Raw genomic sequence first — 16,948 nt, forward strand, 5'->3', positions numbered from 1 at the left:
TTTCTTTTTTTTGGGATCTTTTAAATGCTCGAGGTAATAGCTTAAAAACAGGTAATTAACAATGAGAAAAATAAGTGATTTTGGTAAAAGAGAAAATGGATTTAGACCAAATTTATTTGAGCAATTATTTGATGATAAACCAAAGAAAACTGAAAACGAAAGAGTTGTAAAACGTTTAAATATTGAAGAGTTAAAGGCATCTGTTGCTAGAGACCTGGAGTATCTTCTAAATACCCGTTCAGTTATATCATCTTCTATCGAAGAATATGAATTAATCAAAGCATCAATCTTAAATTTCGGTATTCTGGACTTTGTGGGACTGAGTAGTGCTAATCCTGCTGATTGTGATTATATATGTCGTCAGATATCTAAAACCATTGAGCATCAGGACTCTCGCTTAAAAAATGTTAGTGTCAGTCTTGATATTGGGGCCGTGGAAGTTAATCAGCTTTGTTTTTCTATTGAAGCATTGCTAAAAGTTTATCCCTCTCAAGAGTTGGTTAGTTTTGATGCCTATTTTGAACCTAGTTCTCAAAGATATGAGATAAAATAAAAAATAGACTTACACGTCATAATTAAATAAGCAAGAGATACTATGGATAGTTTACTTCCCTATTTTGAACATGAGCTTAGTTTGTTCAATAAACAATCTAAAGCCTTTGCAAAAAAATATCCCAAAATTGCGAACCGTTTGTTAATGTCTCAGGATACAGTAGATGATCCGCACATCGAACGACTTATTCAAGCTTTCTCTCTCATAAGTGCCCGAATTAATAAAAAACTTGACGACTCCTACGCTGATTTTACCGAGTCACTTTTAGAAGTGGTATATCCTGATTATTTAAAACCTTTTCCTTCTGTATCAATAGCTCAGTATAATCTAGGGGTACAAGCTAACTCCTTAAGTGATCCAGTTCTGGTGCCACGTAACACTAATTTCACAACCCATAAAATTAAAGGTACTGCTTGCCAATTTCAATCGACTCAGGATGTGACGCTTTTTCCATTAGCTGTTGACGATGTTGTTTTTGAAATGGGTCAAGAGGTATTTGAAGAAAAACATGGATATTTAAATGGATGTATAAGAATTAAGTTTAAAGCGCTCAATGAGGCGTTTGATTTTAGTAAATTGCTTACTCATCCTATAGATATTTATATTGATGAAGATGCCAGTCAAGGCGCTAGTTTATGGGATTTATTAAGATTTGATGTTAAGTTAACACAAATTAAAAGCCGGCTATCACACACTATAAAAGGCACCCCGTTCAATTTATTAGGTTTTGAACCTGAACAGCAGATACTACCTAAAGAAAATATTAGTAATGCGGCATCTAACCTCTTAAAAGAATACTTTTATTTTCCTCAAAAGTTCAACTTTTTGCGATTAAACTTGTCTGGTTTACCAAAAGGATTTAAGTTTGATGAAAAAGGGTTTGAGCTTAGCTGCTATTTTAAATTTGATAAAAAAAATAATATTAAGCTAAAAAATCTACAGCAACTTAGTCGCAATAGTATTAAGTTATTTTGTACGCCGGTGGTAAATCTATTCTCAGCAGCGGGTAAACCCATTCAAGTTAACCATACTCAAGTATATTATGATTTAGTACCTGATACTCATACATTACATCAGTACGAAGTTTATAGTGTAAAAAAAGTAATAGAGTCTAAAAAAGTAGACAGTCGACTAATTCAACGCCAGTATCATCCTTTTTATGCCCTAAATCATTTCGAACAGCATGATGAAGGACGGTACTACCATGTTAAGCGCGATCAAAATATGGCAGAATTTCAACAGGGATATGAATACCAGATTATGTTTGTTGAAAAGAACAAGGAGGAAAAAAGTGGCACGGTTAGTATGAGTACATCTTTACTTTGTACGAATAGAGATTTGCCATCACAAGTTCTTTTTGGACAGAGTCGAGGTGATTTATTCACAGATGCTGCGTCAGGATTTAGTAGCTTATCATTTTTACAGCAGCCTTCTAAAACAGCTCGTTTTGATTATACGGGCGATGAGCGTTGGCGTCTAATATCTTTAATGAGCTTAAACTTTTTATCTCTTGCATCTCAAAATGCTGCATTGATGAAAGAATTCTTGTCACTATATGATATCAAGCAGTCACCTGCAAATAGAAAGCTTATTGAAGGTATTATTTCGGTAGATACTCAAGTGAAAGCGAGACGGATACATCGAGACCCTCAACCGGGATATGTACGAGGAACCTTGGTTAAAATTACCATTGATAAGGCTCAATTTGCAGAAGTAAGTATAAGACAGGTTGCGCACTTACTATCTTACGTTTTTGGTTATCATGCCAGCTTAAATAGTTTTGTAGAGTTACTTATTGTTGATGCAAGTTCTAAAGAGGAGATTCATAGATGTCATCCACGCAGCGGCCTCACTCCTCTTATTTAAGTGACTTATTGAATCAGCCACAACGCTTTGAGTTGCTCCAAGCAGTACGCTTGTTGCGCCATGAAAAAATGCTGGGTTATGATCCTTTAACAATTAAATATCGAGCATCACTCTCACTTGCTTTTCCGCTAGCAGAGATTGAGTCAATGCAGGTGGTGGCGCAGGAGTCAACGGACAATTTATCTGGCAGTAAAAATACCAGTACTCAATTAGAGCTGTATCCTTCAGTTATAGGCTTGACAGGGCCTTTATCCGCTTTGCCATCATTATATACAGATTTTTTGTCTTCTCGTGTAATCCATGCAAAAGATAAAGCGGCACCTGAGTTCTTAGATATATTTAACCACAGGTTAACTGAGCTGTACGTGGATTCAAGTTGGTTTTACAACTTACCACTGCAATATGAGCTAAATAGTAAAAAAGATAAGTATTTGCTATGTTTAAGGTCACTGGCTCAACAACCTAAAAAAGTAACCTCAATTGATAGTCTAATAGCTTATGCAGGGGTTATAGTTCCTGGACGGGTAACTGCGCATCAAATATCTCATGTCTTATCGAACTTTTTAGGTCTGAAAGTGGATGTTGATGAATTTGTTCCTGAGTGGTTTGAGCTGCCCAGCGAAGAGCAGACAGCCTTAGGCGAACAAAATGCAGCTCTTGGGTTGTCTACCTTTTGTGGTAGCCGAGTGGTACAGTATGACACTAAGATTAGAATAAAGATTTATCAATTGGCTGCCGATTATTACTTGAGGCTGCTACCTAATGGAGACATGTATCAATTAATTGTCGACTTTGTGCGTAAGTGGTGCGGGGTTATGATGGCGGTTGAAGTTCAATTGGAACTTGATAAACAGTATATAAAAGCAGTTTCACTGTCTGAATCAAACTTTGGTAGCTTAGGGCGTGGTGGGTTTTTAATGTCTAAACCTGCAGAGAGGAATTATGACGATACTCGTTACTTATTGCCTATTGAAGCTTGTAGATAAGATATAAGATATTTTTGAATACAAATGAATTTGATTGACCGTTTTGGCTTGATAATAATTGTTGTTGATATAAATCTATTCGTTAATAAGAGTATGTTTAAATAAGAATATTGAAATAATTAAAAGATAAAAACTATTAAAAGGATATAGCATGAGCCAGTTAAAAGCAGTCATTACTCGTTTAAGTCCAAGCTGCCGTCAAAGTCTGCAGCAAGCAGCACGATTGTGTATTAGTTTAGGACATAAAGAGGTGGATATTATTCACCTTATTTATGAGTTACTATCAACGCCTAATAATGATGTAGAGTGTATTCTGCAGTATACAAAGGTTGATAGAAAAACATTGTTAGCTAGTTTGGAAAATAATTTATCTGTTTTTGATAAAGCCAGTGGCTCGACGCCAGTATTTAGTGATCGTTTAATGCAACTTCTTGAAGAGGCGTGGCAGGTGGCGAGTGCACAGACTGGCACTACTGCAAAAATTCAGATTCGATCTGGACATGTCTTATTGGTATTACTGAGTTTTAAAGAGTATATATCGTTATTAAGTGAGTTACCTTCTGAGTTTAAGTATATTGATGTTATTGCTTTAAAAGAAGATTATGAGACACTATGCCAAGGCAGCACTGAAGCTCAAAACCTCTCAATCAAACCCTATTCATCAAATAGTACTAATAGCCATGATGCTATTGATAGCAAAGAAGAAGATCATTCTGCACAGCTTGCAACACCCGCTTTAGATAAATATACCCATGATTTAACCGCTAAAGCAAGGCAGGATCAGATTGACCCTGTTATAGGTCGTGAATTTGAGATTCATCAGTTAATCGATATTCTAATTAGACGCCGTCAAAACAACCCTATCCTAACAGGAGAAGCGGGAGTGGGCAAAACGGCTGTTGTAGAAGGCCTTGCTCAAAAAATTATAGCAGGCACTGTACCTGATCAGCTAAAAGATGTCAGCATTCGTAGCTTGGATCTAGGCTTGTTACAAGCAGGGGCAAGCGTGAAAGGTGAGTTTGAAAATCGGCTTAAGCAGGTTATTGAAGAGGTTCAAGCGTCGACCAAGCCGATTATATTATTTATTGATGAGGCGCATACCATGATTGGTGCTGGCGGGCAAGCCGGTCAAAATGATGCTGCCAACTTGTTAAAACCTGCATTAGCACGAGGAGAGTTGCGTACTATAGCAGCGACTACTTGGTCGGAATATAAAAAGTTTTTTGAAAAAGATGCGGCACTTTCAAGACGTTTTCAAGTCGTAAAAGTTGAAGAGCCAGATATCGATACCGCTGTGGCTATGATTCGTGGTTTGAGTCAAAAAATGCAGGATCACTTTGATATTGTTATCCAAGATGATGCTTTATTAGCTGCGGTAGAGCTGTCAGCACGTTATATCAGTGATAGACAGTTACCTGATAAAGCCGTTAGTGTGCTTGATACAGCAGCAGCTCGGGTGAGTTTGTCCAAAACTTCAATACCAAATAAGCTAGATACGCTGCAAGCAAAAAAAACTCAATTAGAGCAACATATTAGCAGCCTAGAACAGCAGTTAGAACGCACTGGGAATGTTGAAGATAAAGAAAAACTGAGTCAACAAATTGCGGTGTTGGATGAGCAACGTCAAGAAAATGATCAGGCCATCGCAGCAATGAGTGAGGCATGGGAGGAGCAGCGTCAGCTAAGTCAGCAACTTGATGCGTTAAATAAGCAGCTAACAGGGAAGCTTGATGCAAATAAGAGACTTGACGTTCAAGAAGAGTATCAAAAAGTAGAGCAGGCGCTAAAACAGGCACAATTATCTTACAGTCTAGTGCATTCGGTACTTGATCGGCAGGTCATTAAACAGATTATTGCTGATTGGACAGGTATTCCGCTTAATGATATGGCAGGAGATGAAAAAAACAACATTCTACAGTTGGCAGATACCTTGCAGCAGCGTGTTGTTGGTCAAAATCATGCCATAGAAGCCATTGTCAAACGGATTCACACTGCCAAGGCAGGGCTTGATGATCCAAGCCGCCCTCAAGGTATCTTCATGTTAGTGGGCCCTAGTGGCGTGGGCAAAACTGAAACGGCATTAGCACTATCAGAGGTGTTGTATGGTGGTGAGCGAAACCTAATTACTATTAACTTATCAGAGTATCAAGAAGCGCACAGTGTTGCCTCTTTAAAAGGGTCGCCACCTGGCTATGTCGGATATGGCGAGGGCGGGGTATTAACAGAAGCGGTGCGTCGACGTCCATATAGTGTTTTATTATTAGATGAAGTTGAAAAAGCGCATCCAGATGTATTAGACCTGTTTTACCAAGTATTTGATAAAGGGGTTATGGAGGACTCTGAAGGGCGTATTATTGACTTTAAAAACACCATCATACTGCTGACCAGTAATGTGGGGTCATCTACCATCATGCAGCAGTGTATCAATACTGACCCAGACAATACTAATTTTGAACTGCCTGATAGCGATACATTAAAACAGGCGATAAATCCGCAATTATACAAAGCCTTTAAGCCTGCCTTTTTAGGACGGTTAACGGTATTGCCTTATTATCCACTGACTGATGAGGCGCTAGCGTCAATTATTGGGCTGAAGCTTGATAAGATTATCAATCGAATTCGTGATAGCTATGATATTGAGTGTGACATTAGCCCAGATGTCATTGAGCTTATACTATCCCGTTGCTATGAGGTAGATTCAGGTGCCCGTAATGCAGATGCCATTATCAGTCATACGTTATTGCCGCAACTGGCAAATGAGCTACTAAGCTATGATGAAAGCAAGCAGTTACTCACAAAAATAACCATTGATGTTGATGATCAAGATAATTTTGTTTATATGTTAGACACCAGCCCCATTGTGCCTCTTAACCAGATGGCTCAAGACAGTGATGACAGTAGTAAAACAGCGGACAGTTTGGCTCAAACTGATCATTTAGCAGACCAAACACAGTCCGAGCTAGGGGAGGTGGCAGATGATAAATAACCCATATTTAATGGATATTGAACAGCTAATAGCGCCCATTGAAGGGACAGATGCAGGGGTAGGTGAAGACTTAACCTTTGACCCCCGTATTGATGCCATTGATGCTGCCCGTAGCGAAGATGACCCGTTACTCGCTCAAGGCGACTGGGTAACAGAGCTTAAAGTTGCCGATTGGGACTTTGTAAAAAATGAAAGTGCGACGTTACTTGCGAGCACCAGTAAAGACTTAAAGTTAGCGTTATGGTATGTCGATGCACTCTCTCATACTGATCATCTTAGCGGCATTATCCATGGGATTACTTTTCTTAAAGCGCTCAATGATACCTATTGGACGAGCATGCACCCCTCTTTAGAGGAAGACGATAGTCTGGATATTAGAGCCGGTCTTTATTCATGGTTTGTGAAAGCGCTGACCGAGGATCTAAAGCAACTGCCATTATCTGATAGTGAGCATCATAGCTATAACTACAATACGTATCTAAGCGCTCGAAATCACGATAAACAGCGCCAACAAGATCCTGGCAGCCAGTCAGAAGGCTTGGCGCTAAGCGACTATCATCAAGCCATCCGAAACAGCAGTAGCAACTGGCAACAACAGCTTATCAGCCAACTACAACACCTGAATGAATTATGGAAAACCCTGACAGAACAGCTTAATGAACTTATGGGAGAGGACGCCCCTGTATTTGCTCCTGTCAGTGACTTACTTATCACATTAAGTACCCACCTTAATGCTCTATTGCCGCAAGCATACGAAGCCCAAGAACAACATGCAGAAACTGATGAACAAAGCGATACCCAATCACACCCAACCTCTATCGCCCCAAGCCATAAACAGCTAAGCCAATCAAGTCAAGTCGCAGACTTTAACCCAAGCAATCAAAACCACCAAGCCAACCGTCAGCAAGCCTTAAAGCTGCTAGGACAAATACAAACCTACTTTGCCGTTAACGAACCGCATAGTCCAGTTACCTTTCTATTAAAGCGTGCCATAGACTGGGCAGACATGCCCCTTGATGAATGGCTGACCCATGTTATAAAAAACCCAGACCAGCTGAGTGCCCTATCAGACATCATTGGTATAGAAAAACCACAAGACCCCAACCAGCATAATGATGGCTATTAAACGATGGCTATCAAAGGCCACTTAATCAAAAGTAACCATATCAAAAGTAACAATGAATTTTGAATTTTAATAATAGCAAAGGAGGTTGTTATGGTGTGGACGCAAACCAACCGTCATCTACAACTAAGCTCTGACAACCAAGACATAAACAGCAGTCTTATCAGCAGTGCCCATCTCTGTGAAAGCCTACTTGGCAGTAAGCTGCCTGATAGTGTCTGGCAAATACCAGACCTTATGCCAACTATCAGCCATTATCCAAGTCCATATCACCATAATCAAACAGAACAAAGCTATCAAACAAGACAGATGAGCCTATATTGTGGCTACCGCTACCAGCTTACCCTAATCCATGAAAATGCAAGCCTCGGCATACAAGACTGGATAGGGCAGAGTATTACCTTAATCTGGGGCACAAGCACCCATCATCTGCAAACCCGTCACAGTATCATTACCGAAGCCACCTCCCTAGGTAGCAATCAAGGCATGGCCGCCTACCGTATCACCTGTGAACCCGCCCTAAGCCAATTACGCCTGAACAGTCACAACCGCCGCCATCACCACTTAAGCCTCAGCGAGCTGATACAGGACATCTTCGCCCCCTATAGCTTTGACTATCAACTCGATGATGCCCTAAATGACATCCACATACAGCACAGCGTCCAATACAACCAAACTGATCTTGCCTACCTTACTTGGCACCTAAGCCTTTACGGTATCACAGGCTACTATCAGCACAGCGACGACAACCACACCCTAATACTCATCCCACATGATAATGAAACACTGCATCCTGACAGCGGCGACATCAGCAGCATCCTAAGCCAAAACCCAGCCAATCTTGCTGACACCCAAGACCGCATAACCGCCTTAATCCCGAACACAGCGCACCACATTACCCAAACCGACCTATACCGCTATGACAACCGCCTGACCGATCATCACACCGGCAGTTACCAAAGCGAACATAGCCAGAAACAGTCAACCGCCCACACCCGATTTATCCACAGTCATACTCGGCTCAATAATGATGGCATGAACCAGCTTGCCACCCGCATCCAGCAGTGGCACATCCAAGAGGCCAACAGCGGGCTCATAGAAGGCAACATCCGCCACCTAAGCCTACCCAGCAGCCATTACATCAGCGGTAACCCGTACCAAACAAATCCTATTAGCATCAGCGCTATTCATCATCAGATTAACAACCACCTACCCATCAACTGGCTAGGTAGTACGCCCCTTGACCCCATTACCTTACAGCCAAGCCTAGCACAAGAAGATACAGACAGTGATCAGGTGCATCACATTACCGCACTCTATCAGCCATATCCCTACAACCACCATATTCCGTACGGTGACATACTAGAGCACTTAGGACGACCGCACCCCAGTCTAACAGGCCTTATGAGCGCTAGTATCATCGCCGATGACACTCAAAGCGTCAGCACCGACCGCAACCACAGAGCACACATCCGCTATCACTGGCAGACAGCAGATGACAGCCAAGACGATGCCCAGTGGATACCCATAGCCAGCCACTTAGTGGCAGACCACATGGGACAAACCCACCCCCTGCGCCACGGGCAACACGTCCTTGTTGACTTTATCGGCGGTGATATCACCCAGCCCATCATCATAGGCAGTACCCATAACGGACAAGGTAACGACAATGCCCAGCACAACCGTATTACCAGTGACACAGACTTTATTGATGCCACCAGCCCCGTCTGGTTTATCAACCCAACCCATGCCCACCCCATAGACGGCATCAAAACTCAAAGCATCGACACCAGCCGCACAGGGGATAGCAATAAAGACAGTGACATCAATGGCTACAACCAGCTTATGTTTGACCAGCACCCAAGCCATCCACAAAGTCAGCTATATACCACCGCCCATCAAAGCAGCCTAACGCTTGGCAGCCTACACCAGCACACCGACCACAGCAGAGGTAGCGCTCGAGGACAAGGCATCAGCCTTGAGACTAAAGCGGCCGGCAATCTGCAAGGCGCAAGCGGACTCCACATCACAAGCTATAGCGCAGACACTCACGCCCACATGAGTCATCACAGCCACAGCAAACTACAAACTGCCGACCAACAGCAACTGGCTTACAGTCAACTCGCCGAGCAACATCAACCTGTAGGCTTAGGTATTACGCCTAAAGCATCAAAAGAGGATACTCAAACCCCTTTTGCCCTCTTTAATGAAGACACCAACAACCAAGCACTAGAGTCAGGACAATGGGCACAGCCGCATATCCTAATAGACTCACAACACAACCTAGCCTTATTAACGGGTCAACACAGCCAACACACCAGTACCCAAAACAGCCACAGCCATGCAGTAGATAACACCTATTACCACAGTCAAACTCAGCTCAATCAAATAGTGGCAGGGGACATCCATTACTACAGCAATAAAGCACAAACCCACACCGCCGCTCATGGCGATGTGACCCTACAAGCCCACACGGATGAGATGCGCTTAGACAGTGAGCAAGTACTACGCGTCCATAGCCGAGATGAGATAGAGATTATCGCCCCTGACACGCTAAGTCTAAAAGCGGGGGGCAGTGGTATTGAAATCAGTGGGGGTAATGTGACTTTAATTACACCTGCTCAAGCGGGGTATAAAGCCAGTAAGGTGGATTGGGGCAGTGGGAGTGGTGTAAGTATTGGATTACCTCACTTGCCAAATATGGAAATGAACAACTGGATTGGACTTCATTATCTAGGAGTAGATGGTAAGGGCATACCAAACCTTAAGTACAAGATATTTTTTGAAGGTGGTCAAGTTATTAAAGGAAAATTGGACAAGGATGGTAAAGCTTATCATGAAAACGTCCCTGAGATAGCTATTAAAGTTGAGTATGAAGATAATGATTTTGAAGACACACCTCCAGAGTCATTTTTGAAGGTTCTAGAAGCTGCTAAAAGCTATAACAAAAAATAGGGTATAGATATGGGTTTTTTACCAGAAAATAAAAGGCTTTCAAATGCGCTTGCTTGGTTTACTAAACCTTTAAATGGTGCTTTGCAGAAAGGTAAAGAGACCATAGGAGACATTGCTGATTGGCTATGGGTAGTCATACAAGGAGATTTTGCTGAAGAACCCTCTACAGCTCAAGTCATCACTGGTACAGCTGTTTCAATGATTCCATTTGTGGATCAAATATGTGATGTACGCGATATTTGTGCTAACTGTAAAAAAATTCATGAAGATGATAGCAACCCCTGGGCATGGATAGGTTTAATCCTAACCTTAATCGGTTTATTTCCAGTTTTAGGGTCGCTTTTTAAAGGAATATTCAAGGTTTTACTTGCACCAGTTAGGCGCTTTATGATGAGACCCTTATCCAAAGCTGGTAAACTTTCAGGTAGTTTGATATACAATGCAGTTGAGCCGAGTATTGAGCAAGGAATTAAGGAGGTAAATAAATATTTAGGCCGTCCTGAGGTTAGAATATTTCTAAGAATTGAAACGTCTGGCAATATATATAGATGGTCAGCCAAAGAGTTACGAAAAATTAAAGCCAAAGTTAGTAAAACTCAGTTATTGGCTGTTCTTGATGAATACATTGGCTATTTAGAAGAAACGGTCGAGTTTATACAGGAATATGGTAGTAGGGGTATTGGAAAACAAGCTGGCGAAATGCTCAAAGTCGTACTAGATATACGTAGAAAAGCGAATAGACGTCTTGGTGAGTTTCTAGCGCCAGTACAAGACTTTTTAGAGCGTTTAGCTATAAGGTTGGATACTGAGGGAGGGTACAAAGCAGTCACAAATCTAACTAATATAGCAAACTTTAGAAAAGTTCATACCGATGGTGAAGTGAAATTGGTAAAAATCAGTCCGCCTAAATGGGTAGATGTTACAAAAAATATTAAATATCCTGAACTAAGAAAATGTCCAAAAATTCCTAAAGGCTATCCAAATATTTCTAATACCGCCCCTGGGCCCCTAAATAGTGCTTACGATACTTTTAATACCATAAAAGCGGTTAATCTTCCTGAGGGCACTGTACTATATCGTGTCGTTGATCCTGCTAGTAATGACAACAGTATCTGCTGGATGAGAAAATCAGAATATATAAAACTAAAAAAACGAGCAGATTGGCGCAGACGTTTCGCCGTTTGGGCAAGTTGGAACAGTAATGGCGAGGTGGTGAAATATATCGTACCTAAAGGGGGTATGAAGGTTTGGGAGGGCAGAACTGCAAGTCAAGTACTGAAAAATAGTAAGGGGCAAGTTCAAACTGCTAATCGGCACGGTGATAAGTATGTATTAGAAGGTGGAGGTGTACAGATTGTGCTTGACCCAGCAAAACTCATTAGAAGCAGAGTTAAACCTCGGCAAAAGACAGGATGGGGCTATGGTAGTGATTTAAAAGGGTTAGAAACTACCAATATGGTTGGTGTGCCAACCCTTAAACAAAACTGGTATGGAGATAAATAAGCAGTGAGCAACTACATTATTAGACCCCAAGAGATTTATCTATTAGAGCGCTACAGTTCTCCTGCATATTATAAAGAGATGCGCGATGCCTTTGCCAATATGTTAGAAGCGGCGGAATATGCCCTAGAGCTATTTGTTAACGACTTACCTTTTGATTACCGTAGCCGCCCTTTAAACATGCAACCTGATATTGTCTGGGGCGAGCGTGTCTTACCCAATCTGCGTAGTACTCTAGATAGTTTAAACATCGGTTATCGACAGCTACTGAATGGAGACTTAGATGCTATCAGCTACGGAGGAAATGTAAAAAGTGATTTTCGCGCCATTAATATGGATTTCCCTATTGACTGGATGCCAAAGCAGCAACAAGTTGAGTTTGAAAAATGGCGTAACAAGGCTGGTACATGCGCTTTTAATATGAAAATAACCAGTTATTATGGCTGGTGTATTGGTGATTTAGCTGGAGACTATGCCTCAGAAGCAAGAGGCCCATTAAATCCACCCGAATCATGGCCTATATATCGTCTCAACCCAAAGTATAGTGCTGGGTTAGATGAAGTTGTCCCTGTTGGCGGTATCTATGTGCCAGATAGAGAAGATGCCAGTGCTCAAGTATTACCAAAAGGCATGCAGGCCATGGAAGCCTATGTTGGCTATGACCCAGAGACCATGCAAGCAGTCGGTAAGGCACCGGTTAACTGGATGTTAGTAGAGCGTATCGCTGATAGTGGCGGAGGCAGCCAGTACGTTGCACCAAAGCGATTACGTTGTGAATCAGGCAAGCCCTGTCCTCAGACAGGATATTGGTGGACACCTGCTAGTGAAAAGCTCATGTACTTTAAAAAAAATGACGTCATGCCTAAGATGAAGCGACTAGAATGGAAAACCATATGGTATTTTAACGAGACCAACCAATTAAAAGAATAAGATATACAACCACTTAGCCCTATCAATTACTCATTAAAAAGAGCTCTAAATATGTTAAATCAACTAACTTCAAAGGCTTTACTAAATATGAGGTTTTTTACTATTACACTATTTATTGTAGGAATGACTCATACGCCACTTGCTAAAGCTGATGATGTTTTTAATAAGTTCTCTCCAACTACAGAAGCACAGAGATTAGAACTTCTTAAAGAGTTTGATGAAGAGTTCAAAAATCTATACTTTGAGAATTTTGCCACTGATCCTGACGACATACCAATCAGTGAATATGAAGATGGTGTGGACCACTATTTGGGAGATTTAATCCTACAAGGCAATCAGCTTTTATTAGATGTTAGTGGTGGTAAATTGATTATAGTTACAAAGAATGAACGTCAAGAGCAACTTAGACAACAACTCATAAAATTCGTATCAGAGCATAATAATGTACCAGTCAGGGTGGGCATACTAGGTTTTATAAATAATACACGTATCCATGAAGCAGAAGAGGTAGATGAGCTTGTGCTTGTAAATTATAACAATTTAGGAGCCAATGCGACTCATAATTTTTTTAGCATAATTGAAGCACTTAATAATATGAAATGAGATAGTTTAATTAATTTCATATTCTAAGTTGCAGAGGGAGAGGAATAGTAACTGAAGAATTGTATACCTATAATCATTCACTATGGCGCTGGCGTATTATCTGGATATTACATACCTTACTGATCCTCTGTATCATTGGGTTATTCTACGCGTTATTTCTAGGCTATGTTGATGATTACTAAAAGGAGATAGACGATAAATACTTTACCCGCCCATAATACAACCAGTATCACTTTACTACCCCGTCCTTACAGTGAGGTAGAAGATGTGCCTACAGACCATCCTAATATGCTGTATGTGGCAAAAGATGTGCGTGGCATCACGCCCTATGCAATGACCTTTAATGATGTCGGTAGTAGTATGCTAAATGAGGGTGGGGTTGTAATGATACTCATGCTTTTATCTAGTGGAATTATAGCTATACCCCTTTCCATTGAAGCTGTTCTCGAAAAGAGTGTTTTAGGGATTGTATCGACTATTTTATTTAATGTACTAACGTTCGTCCTGCCAATTGCAATGCTCCGTAAAGTCTCAAAGCTAACTGACAGCGACAAACCCATAGACGCCTTCGATAAAGTAGGCCAGCGCATCTTGCAATATAACGTCACTCAAGAAGACGGTAGCATAAAAGTCGACTACCATGGTATCAACGAGTTGCCATATAAAGACATTCATGCCAGTGTCGAAAGCGTCAATATTGTTAGTGCGGGCGGTATGAGTAGAACCTACTTTTTACAACTCAACTGGCTAGATGACGAGCGCAATATTATTAATCAACTGGTCTCCTCATTTCCAGCGACATCAGACGCTTATGCTCGAGCACAGTGGCAGTTTATACGAAACTACATGGAAAAGGACGCAAACAGCCTACCACCAATTACACCTTTTGATCCGCCAAAGACAACTAAAGAGCATAAGCTCTATCTATATACCGACAGTATCTTACCCAGCTATGGTGTCACTCAAAACTTTAGAGTATGGCCGTGGTACATCCCTTTATTAATACTACAAGCCTACGTCAAACTCGGAGGTGGCTGGATACAGTCTAAAGGACGCAACATACTAGATGAACCCCAGTACCAGCATCTACGCTACCCACCAGATGCACCAAATCCATATATAGACCCAAACATAAATCCATACCGTATTAAAGTGATTAATAACCAAAGCAAATGGTTTCTATGGCGTTGGCGAATTATATGGATATTACATACCTTACTAATACTGAGTATTATTGGGTTTTTTTACGCATTATCTTTAGGCTATCTTGATGATTACTAAAGAGGGTCAGACTAGAAGTACCTTACCCCTTTAAGATATAGTAAGTATTACTCTATTACCTCGCCCCTATAGCAATGTTCAAGATGTCGCTAAAGACCACCCAAATATACTTTGTGTTGCTAGAGTTGTTTGAGTCGTGCTCTCGTTAGCTTTATTGTTGATGACAATGCCCAGCCCATAGACGGCATCAAAACCCAAAGCATCGACACCAGCCGCACAGGAGCCGTAAATAAAGACGGTCTGACCAACGGCTACAACCAACTCATGTTTGACCAACATGACCAGTATGCACAAACTCAGCTGTATAGTACCGCCTATCAAAGCAGCCTAACCCTTGGCGGCCTACACCAGCACACCGACCACAGCAGAGGTAGCGCTCGAGGACAAGGCATCAGCCTCGAGACTAAAGCGGCCGGCAATCTGCAAGGCTCAAGTGGCGTCCACATCACAAGCTATAGCGCAGACACTCACGCCCACATGAGTCATCACAGCCACAGCAAACTACAAACCGCCGACCAACAGCAACTGGCTTACAGTCAACTCGCCGAGCAACATCAACCTGTGGGCTTAGGTATTACGCCTAAAGCATCAAAAGAGGATGCTCAAACCCCTTTTGCCCTCTTTAATGAAGACACCAACAACCAAGCACTTGAGTCAGGACAATGGGCCCAGCCGCATATCCTAATAGACTCACAACACAACCTAGCCTTATTAACGGGTCAACACAGCCAACACACCAGTACCCAAAACAGCCACAGCCATGCAGTAGATAACACCTATTACCACAGTCAAACTCAGCTTAATCAAATAGTGGCAGGGGACATCCATTACTACAGCAATAAAGCACAAACCCACACCGCCGCTCATGGTAATGTAACCTTACAAGCCCACACGGATGAGATGCGGCTCGACAGTGAACAAGTACTACGCATCCATAGCCGAGATGAGATAGAAATTATCGCCCCTGACACGCTCAGTCTAAAAGCGGCTGGCAGTGGTATTGAAATGAGTGGGGGTAATGTGACCCTAATTACCCCTGCTCAAGCGGGGTATAAAGCCAGTAAGGTAGATTGGGGCAGTGGGAGTGGGGAGAGTAAAGCGATCGCCTTACAACAAATGAAGTTTGAGGCGTGTTCTCAGCTGGCAAACGAAGCTGAAAACAATCATGCTGCAGTAAGTGACTTATAACGTTTAGAGCTAAAAAATAGATGATATGAATAAAAATAATACGCCCACATTAACTCTGAATAGACAAACGCAAGCATTAGACTGTAGAGCTATCAATACTTTTGATGTCCTCATTGTGCATCATAGTCAAAAGCAGCTTATTAATCATATAAAAAAAGAGAATCCCAAAGCGGTTTATGCCTTGGATCAAGATTTGCTACGTTATCACATGATTGATAGCCCCCTTATGATTGTGGTAGAAGATTGTAGCGATATAGGCGTGATCATAGAGGAGCATATTAATCGTTGTGAGTTATTAGATACTGATGATGGGTTACTTGCTTTATTAGATTATACACCTGCTGAAAGGCGCATTGATAAAACGCGCATTAGTGCTTATGAGTTTTTGCCTGACTCTTATCTTACGCAGAGTGCTCAGTCATCGGCGCTAAAAAAAGACTCCACCCAAGAGCTGGTAGATGATGGGTCACTTAATATGGCGGATATTGCTATCAAATTAAGTCGCAATCAAATCATTCAATCAGGACAGCGCAAAAAACATCTTCGCTATTTAGACCCCCAAGTATCGATTCACTTTTTATCATTACAATATTCAGCTTATATCGCCAATCGCTTCGCTTATCCTAAGCGAATGTGGCTGCCTATAGACAGAGAGTGGTATCGTGTTGATGGTATTGATTATTACCTAGCTACTGACACTAAGCACTTCGAGCGATATTCAAACTATTGCCCAATAACACAACAGCAACTAGCAGATATCAGCATCATTAATCGTTTTTTAACCCAAAATGGAATTAATACTAAACCGCTTATCGTAGATGATTATCCGCTAGTTCAACAATGGGTAGATGACTCAAAAAAACGATTGGCGCACGCAACGCATTTAACCAACCGAGTGGATCGTCAAACCATGATGAATCGTTGGTTATTAGAATGCTATACACAATATAACGCAAGTAAACAAAGCACAAATTAAT

At 41.5% G+C, this 16,948-nt stretch carries 12 protein-coding genes; all 12 read left to right on the top strand.

The window, feature by feature from the left end; all coding sequences use genetic code 11:
* The first annotated feature begins 61 nt into the window (after positions 1 to 61).
* The 12 genes from tssE (at position 62) to AC2SLN_RS03670 (ending at position 16,947) form a co-directional block, all read left to right on the top strand.
* Entirely contained in the window at positions 62 to 553 is a 492-nt protein-coding gene (tssE, locus tag AC2SLN_RS03615; protein WP_486550759.1) for a type VI secretion system baseplate subunit TssE, read from the top strand.
* 42 nt (positions 554 to 595) lie between these two features.
* Complete coding sequence (gene tssF / locus AC2SLN_RS03620) at positions 596 to 2,419, top strand: type VI secretion system baseplate subunit TssF (protein WP_486550758.1); 1,824 nt, start codon at positions 596 to 598, stop codon at positions 2,417 to 2,419.
* Positions 2,383 to 3,405: a type VI secretion system baseplate subunit TssG gene (gene tssG / locus AC2SLN_RS03625; protein ID WP_486550756.1), complete on the top strand. Its 1,023-nt coding sequence runs from the start codon at positions 2,383 to 2,385 to the stop codon at positions 3,403 to 3,405. The genes tssF and tssG overlap by 37 nt, the downstream gene beginning before the upstream one ends.
* A gap of 151 nt (positions 3,406 to 3,556) precedes the next feature.
* A complete protein-coding gene (gene tssH, locus AC2SLN_RS03630) occupies positions 3,557 to 6,391 on the top strand; it encodes a type VI secretion system ATPase TssH (protein ID WP_486550755.1) in 2,835 nt (944 codons plus the stop codon).
* On the top strand, positions 6,381 to 7,517 hold the full coding sequence (gene tssA, locus AC2SLN_RS03635; protein WP_486550753.1) for a type VI secretion system protein TssA: 1,137 nt from the start codon (positions 6,381 to 6,383) through the stop codon (positions 7,515 to 7,517). Before tssH ends, tssA begins: the two co-directional genes overlap by 11 nt.
* A gap of 90 nt (positions 7,518 to 7,607) precedes the next feature.
* A complete protein-coding gene (locus AC2SLN_RS03640; protein ID WP_486550752.1) occupies positions 7,608 to 10,469 on the top strand; it encodes a contractile injection system protein, VgrG/Pvc8 family in 2,862 nt (953 codons plus the stop codon).
* A 9-nt stretch (positions 10,470 to 10,478) separates the two neighbouring features.
* A complete protein-coding gene (locus tag AC2SLN_RS03645) occupies positions 10,479 to 11,972 on the top strand; it encodes a hypothetical protein (protein ID WP_486550751.1) in 1,494 nt (497 codons plus the stop codon).
* Positions 11,973 to 11,975: 3 nt separating this feature from the next.
* Positions 11,976 to 12,899 carry a hypothetical protein gene (locus tag AC2SLN_RS03650; RefSeq protein WP_486550750.1) on the top strand — a complete coding sequence of 308 codons (924 nt, stop codon included), beginning with the start codon at positions 11,976 to 11,978 and terminating at the stop codon, positions 12,897 to 12,899.
* A gap of 51 nt (positions 12,900 to 12,950) precedes the next feature.
* Positions 12,951 to 13,502 carry a hypothetical protein gene (locus tag AC2SLN_RS03655; protein ID WP_486550749.1) on the top strand — a complete coding sequence of 184 codons (552 nt, stop codon included), beginning with the start codon at positions 12,951 to 12,953 and terminating at the stop codon, positions 13,500 to 13,502.
* Between the two features lie 267 nt (positions 13,503 to 13,769).
* Positions 13,770 to 14,783 carry a hypothetical protein gene (locus AC2SLN_RS03660; RefSeq protein ID WP_486550747.1) on the top strand — a complete coding sequence of 338 codons (1,014 nt, stop codon included), beginning with the start codon at positions 13,770 to 13,772 and terminating at the stop codon, positions 14,781 to 14,783.
* Positions 14,784 to 14,912: 129 nt separating this feature from the next.
* Positions 14,913 to 15,971, top strand: coding sequence for a DUF2345 domain-containing protein (locus tag AC2SLN_RS03665; RefSeq protein WP_486550745.1), 1,059 nt, complete (start codon positions 14,913 to 14,915; stop codon positions 15,969 to 15,971).
* Between the two features lie 25 nt (positions 15,972 to 15,996).
* Positions 15,997 to 16,947, top strand: coding sequence for a hypothetical protein (locus AC2SLN_RS03670; RefSeq protein ID WP_486550743.1), 951 nt, complete (start codon positions 15,997 to 15,999; stop codon positions 16,945 to 16,947).
* Position 16,948: the final 1 nt, after the last annotated feature.

The sequence above is a fragment of the Psychrobacter sp. CX90 genome (assembly GCF_057396305.2).

Coding starts and splice junctions, on each gene's coding strand:
- tssE (WP_486550759.1), top strand. CDS start 62: ATGAGAAAAATAAGTGATTTTGGTAAAAGAGAAAATGGATTTAGACCA.
- tssF (WP_486550758.1), top strand. CDS start 596: ATGGATAGTTTACTTCCCTATTTTGAACATGAGCTTAGTTTGTTCAAT.
- tssG (WP_486550756.1), top strand. CDS start 2,383: ATGTCATCCACGCAGCGGCCTCACTCCTCTTATTTAAGTGACTTATTG.
- tssH (WP_486550755.1), top strand. CDS start 3,557: ATGAGCCAGTTAAAAGCAGTCATTACTCGTTTAAGTCCAAGCTGCCGT.
- tssA (WP_486550753.1), top strand. CDS start 6,381: ATGATAAATAACCCATATTTAATGGATATTGAACAGCTAATAGCGCCC.
- AC2SLN_RS03640 (WP_486550752.1), top strand. CDS start 7,608: ATGGTGTGGACGCAAACCAACCGTCATCTACAACTAAGCTCTGACAAC.
- AC2SLN_RS03645 (WP_486550751.1), top strand. CDS start 10,479: ATGGGTTTTTTACCAGAAAATAAAAGGCTTTCAAATGCGCTTGCTTGG.
- AC2SLN_RS03655 (WP_486550749.1), top strand. CDS start 12,951: ATGTTAAATCAACTAACTTCAAAGGCTTTACTAAATATGAGGTTTTTT.
- AC2SLN_RS03670 (WP_486550743.1), top strand. CDS start 15,997: ATGAATAAAAATAATACGCCCACATTAACTCTGAATAGACAAACGCAA.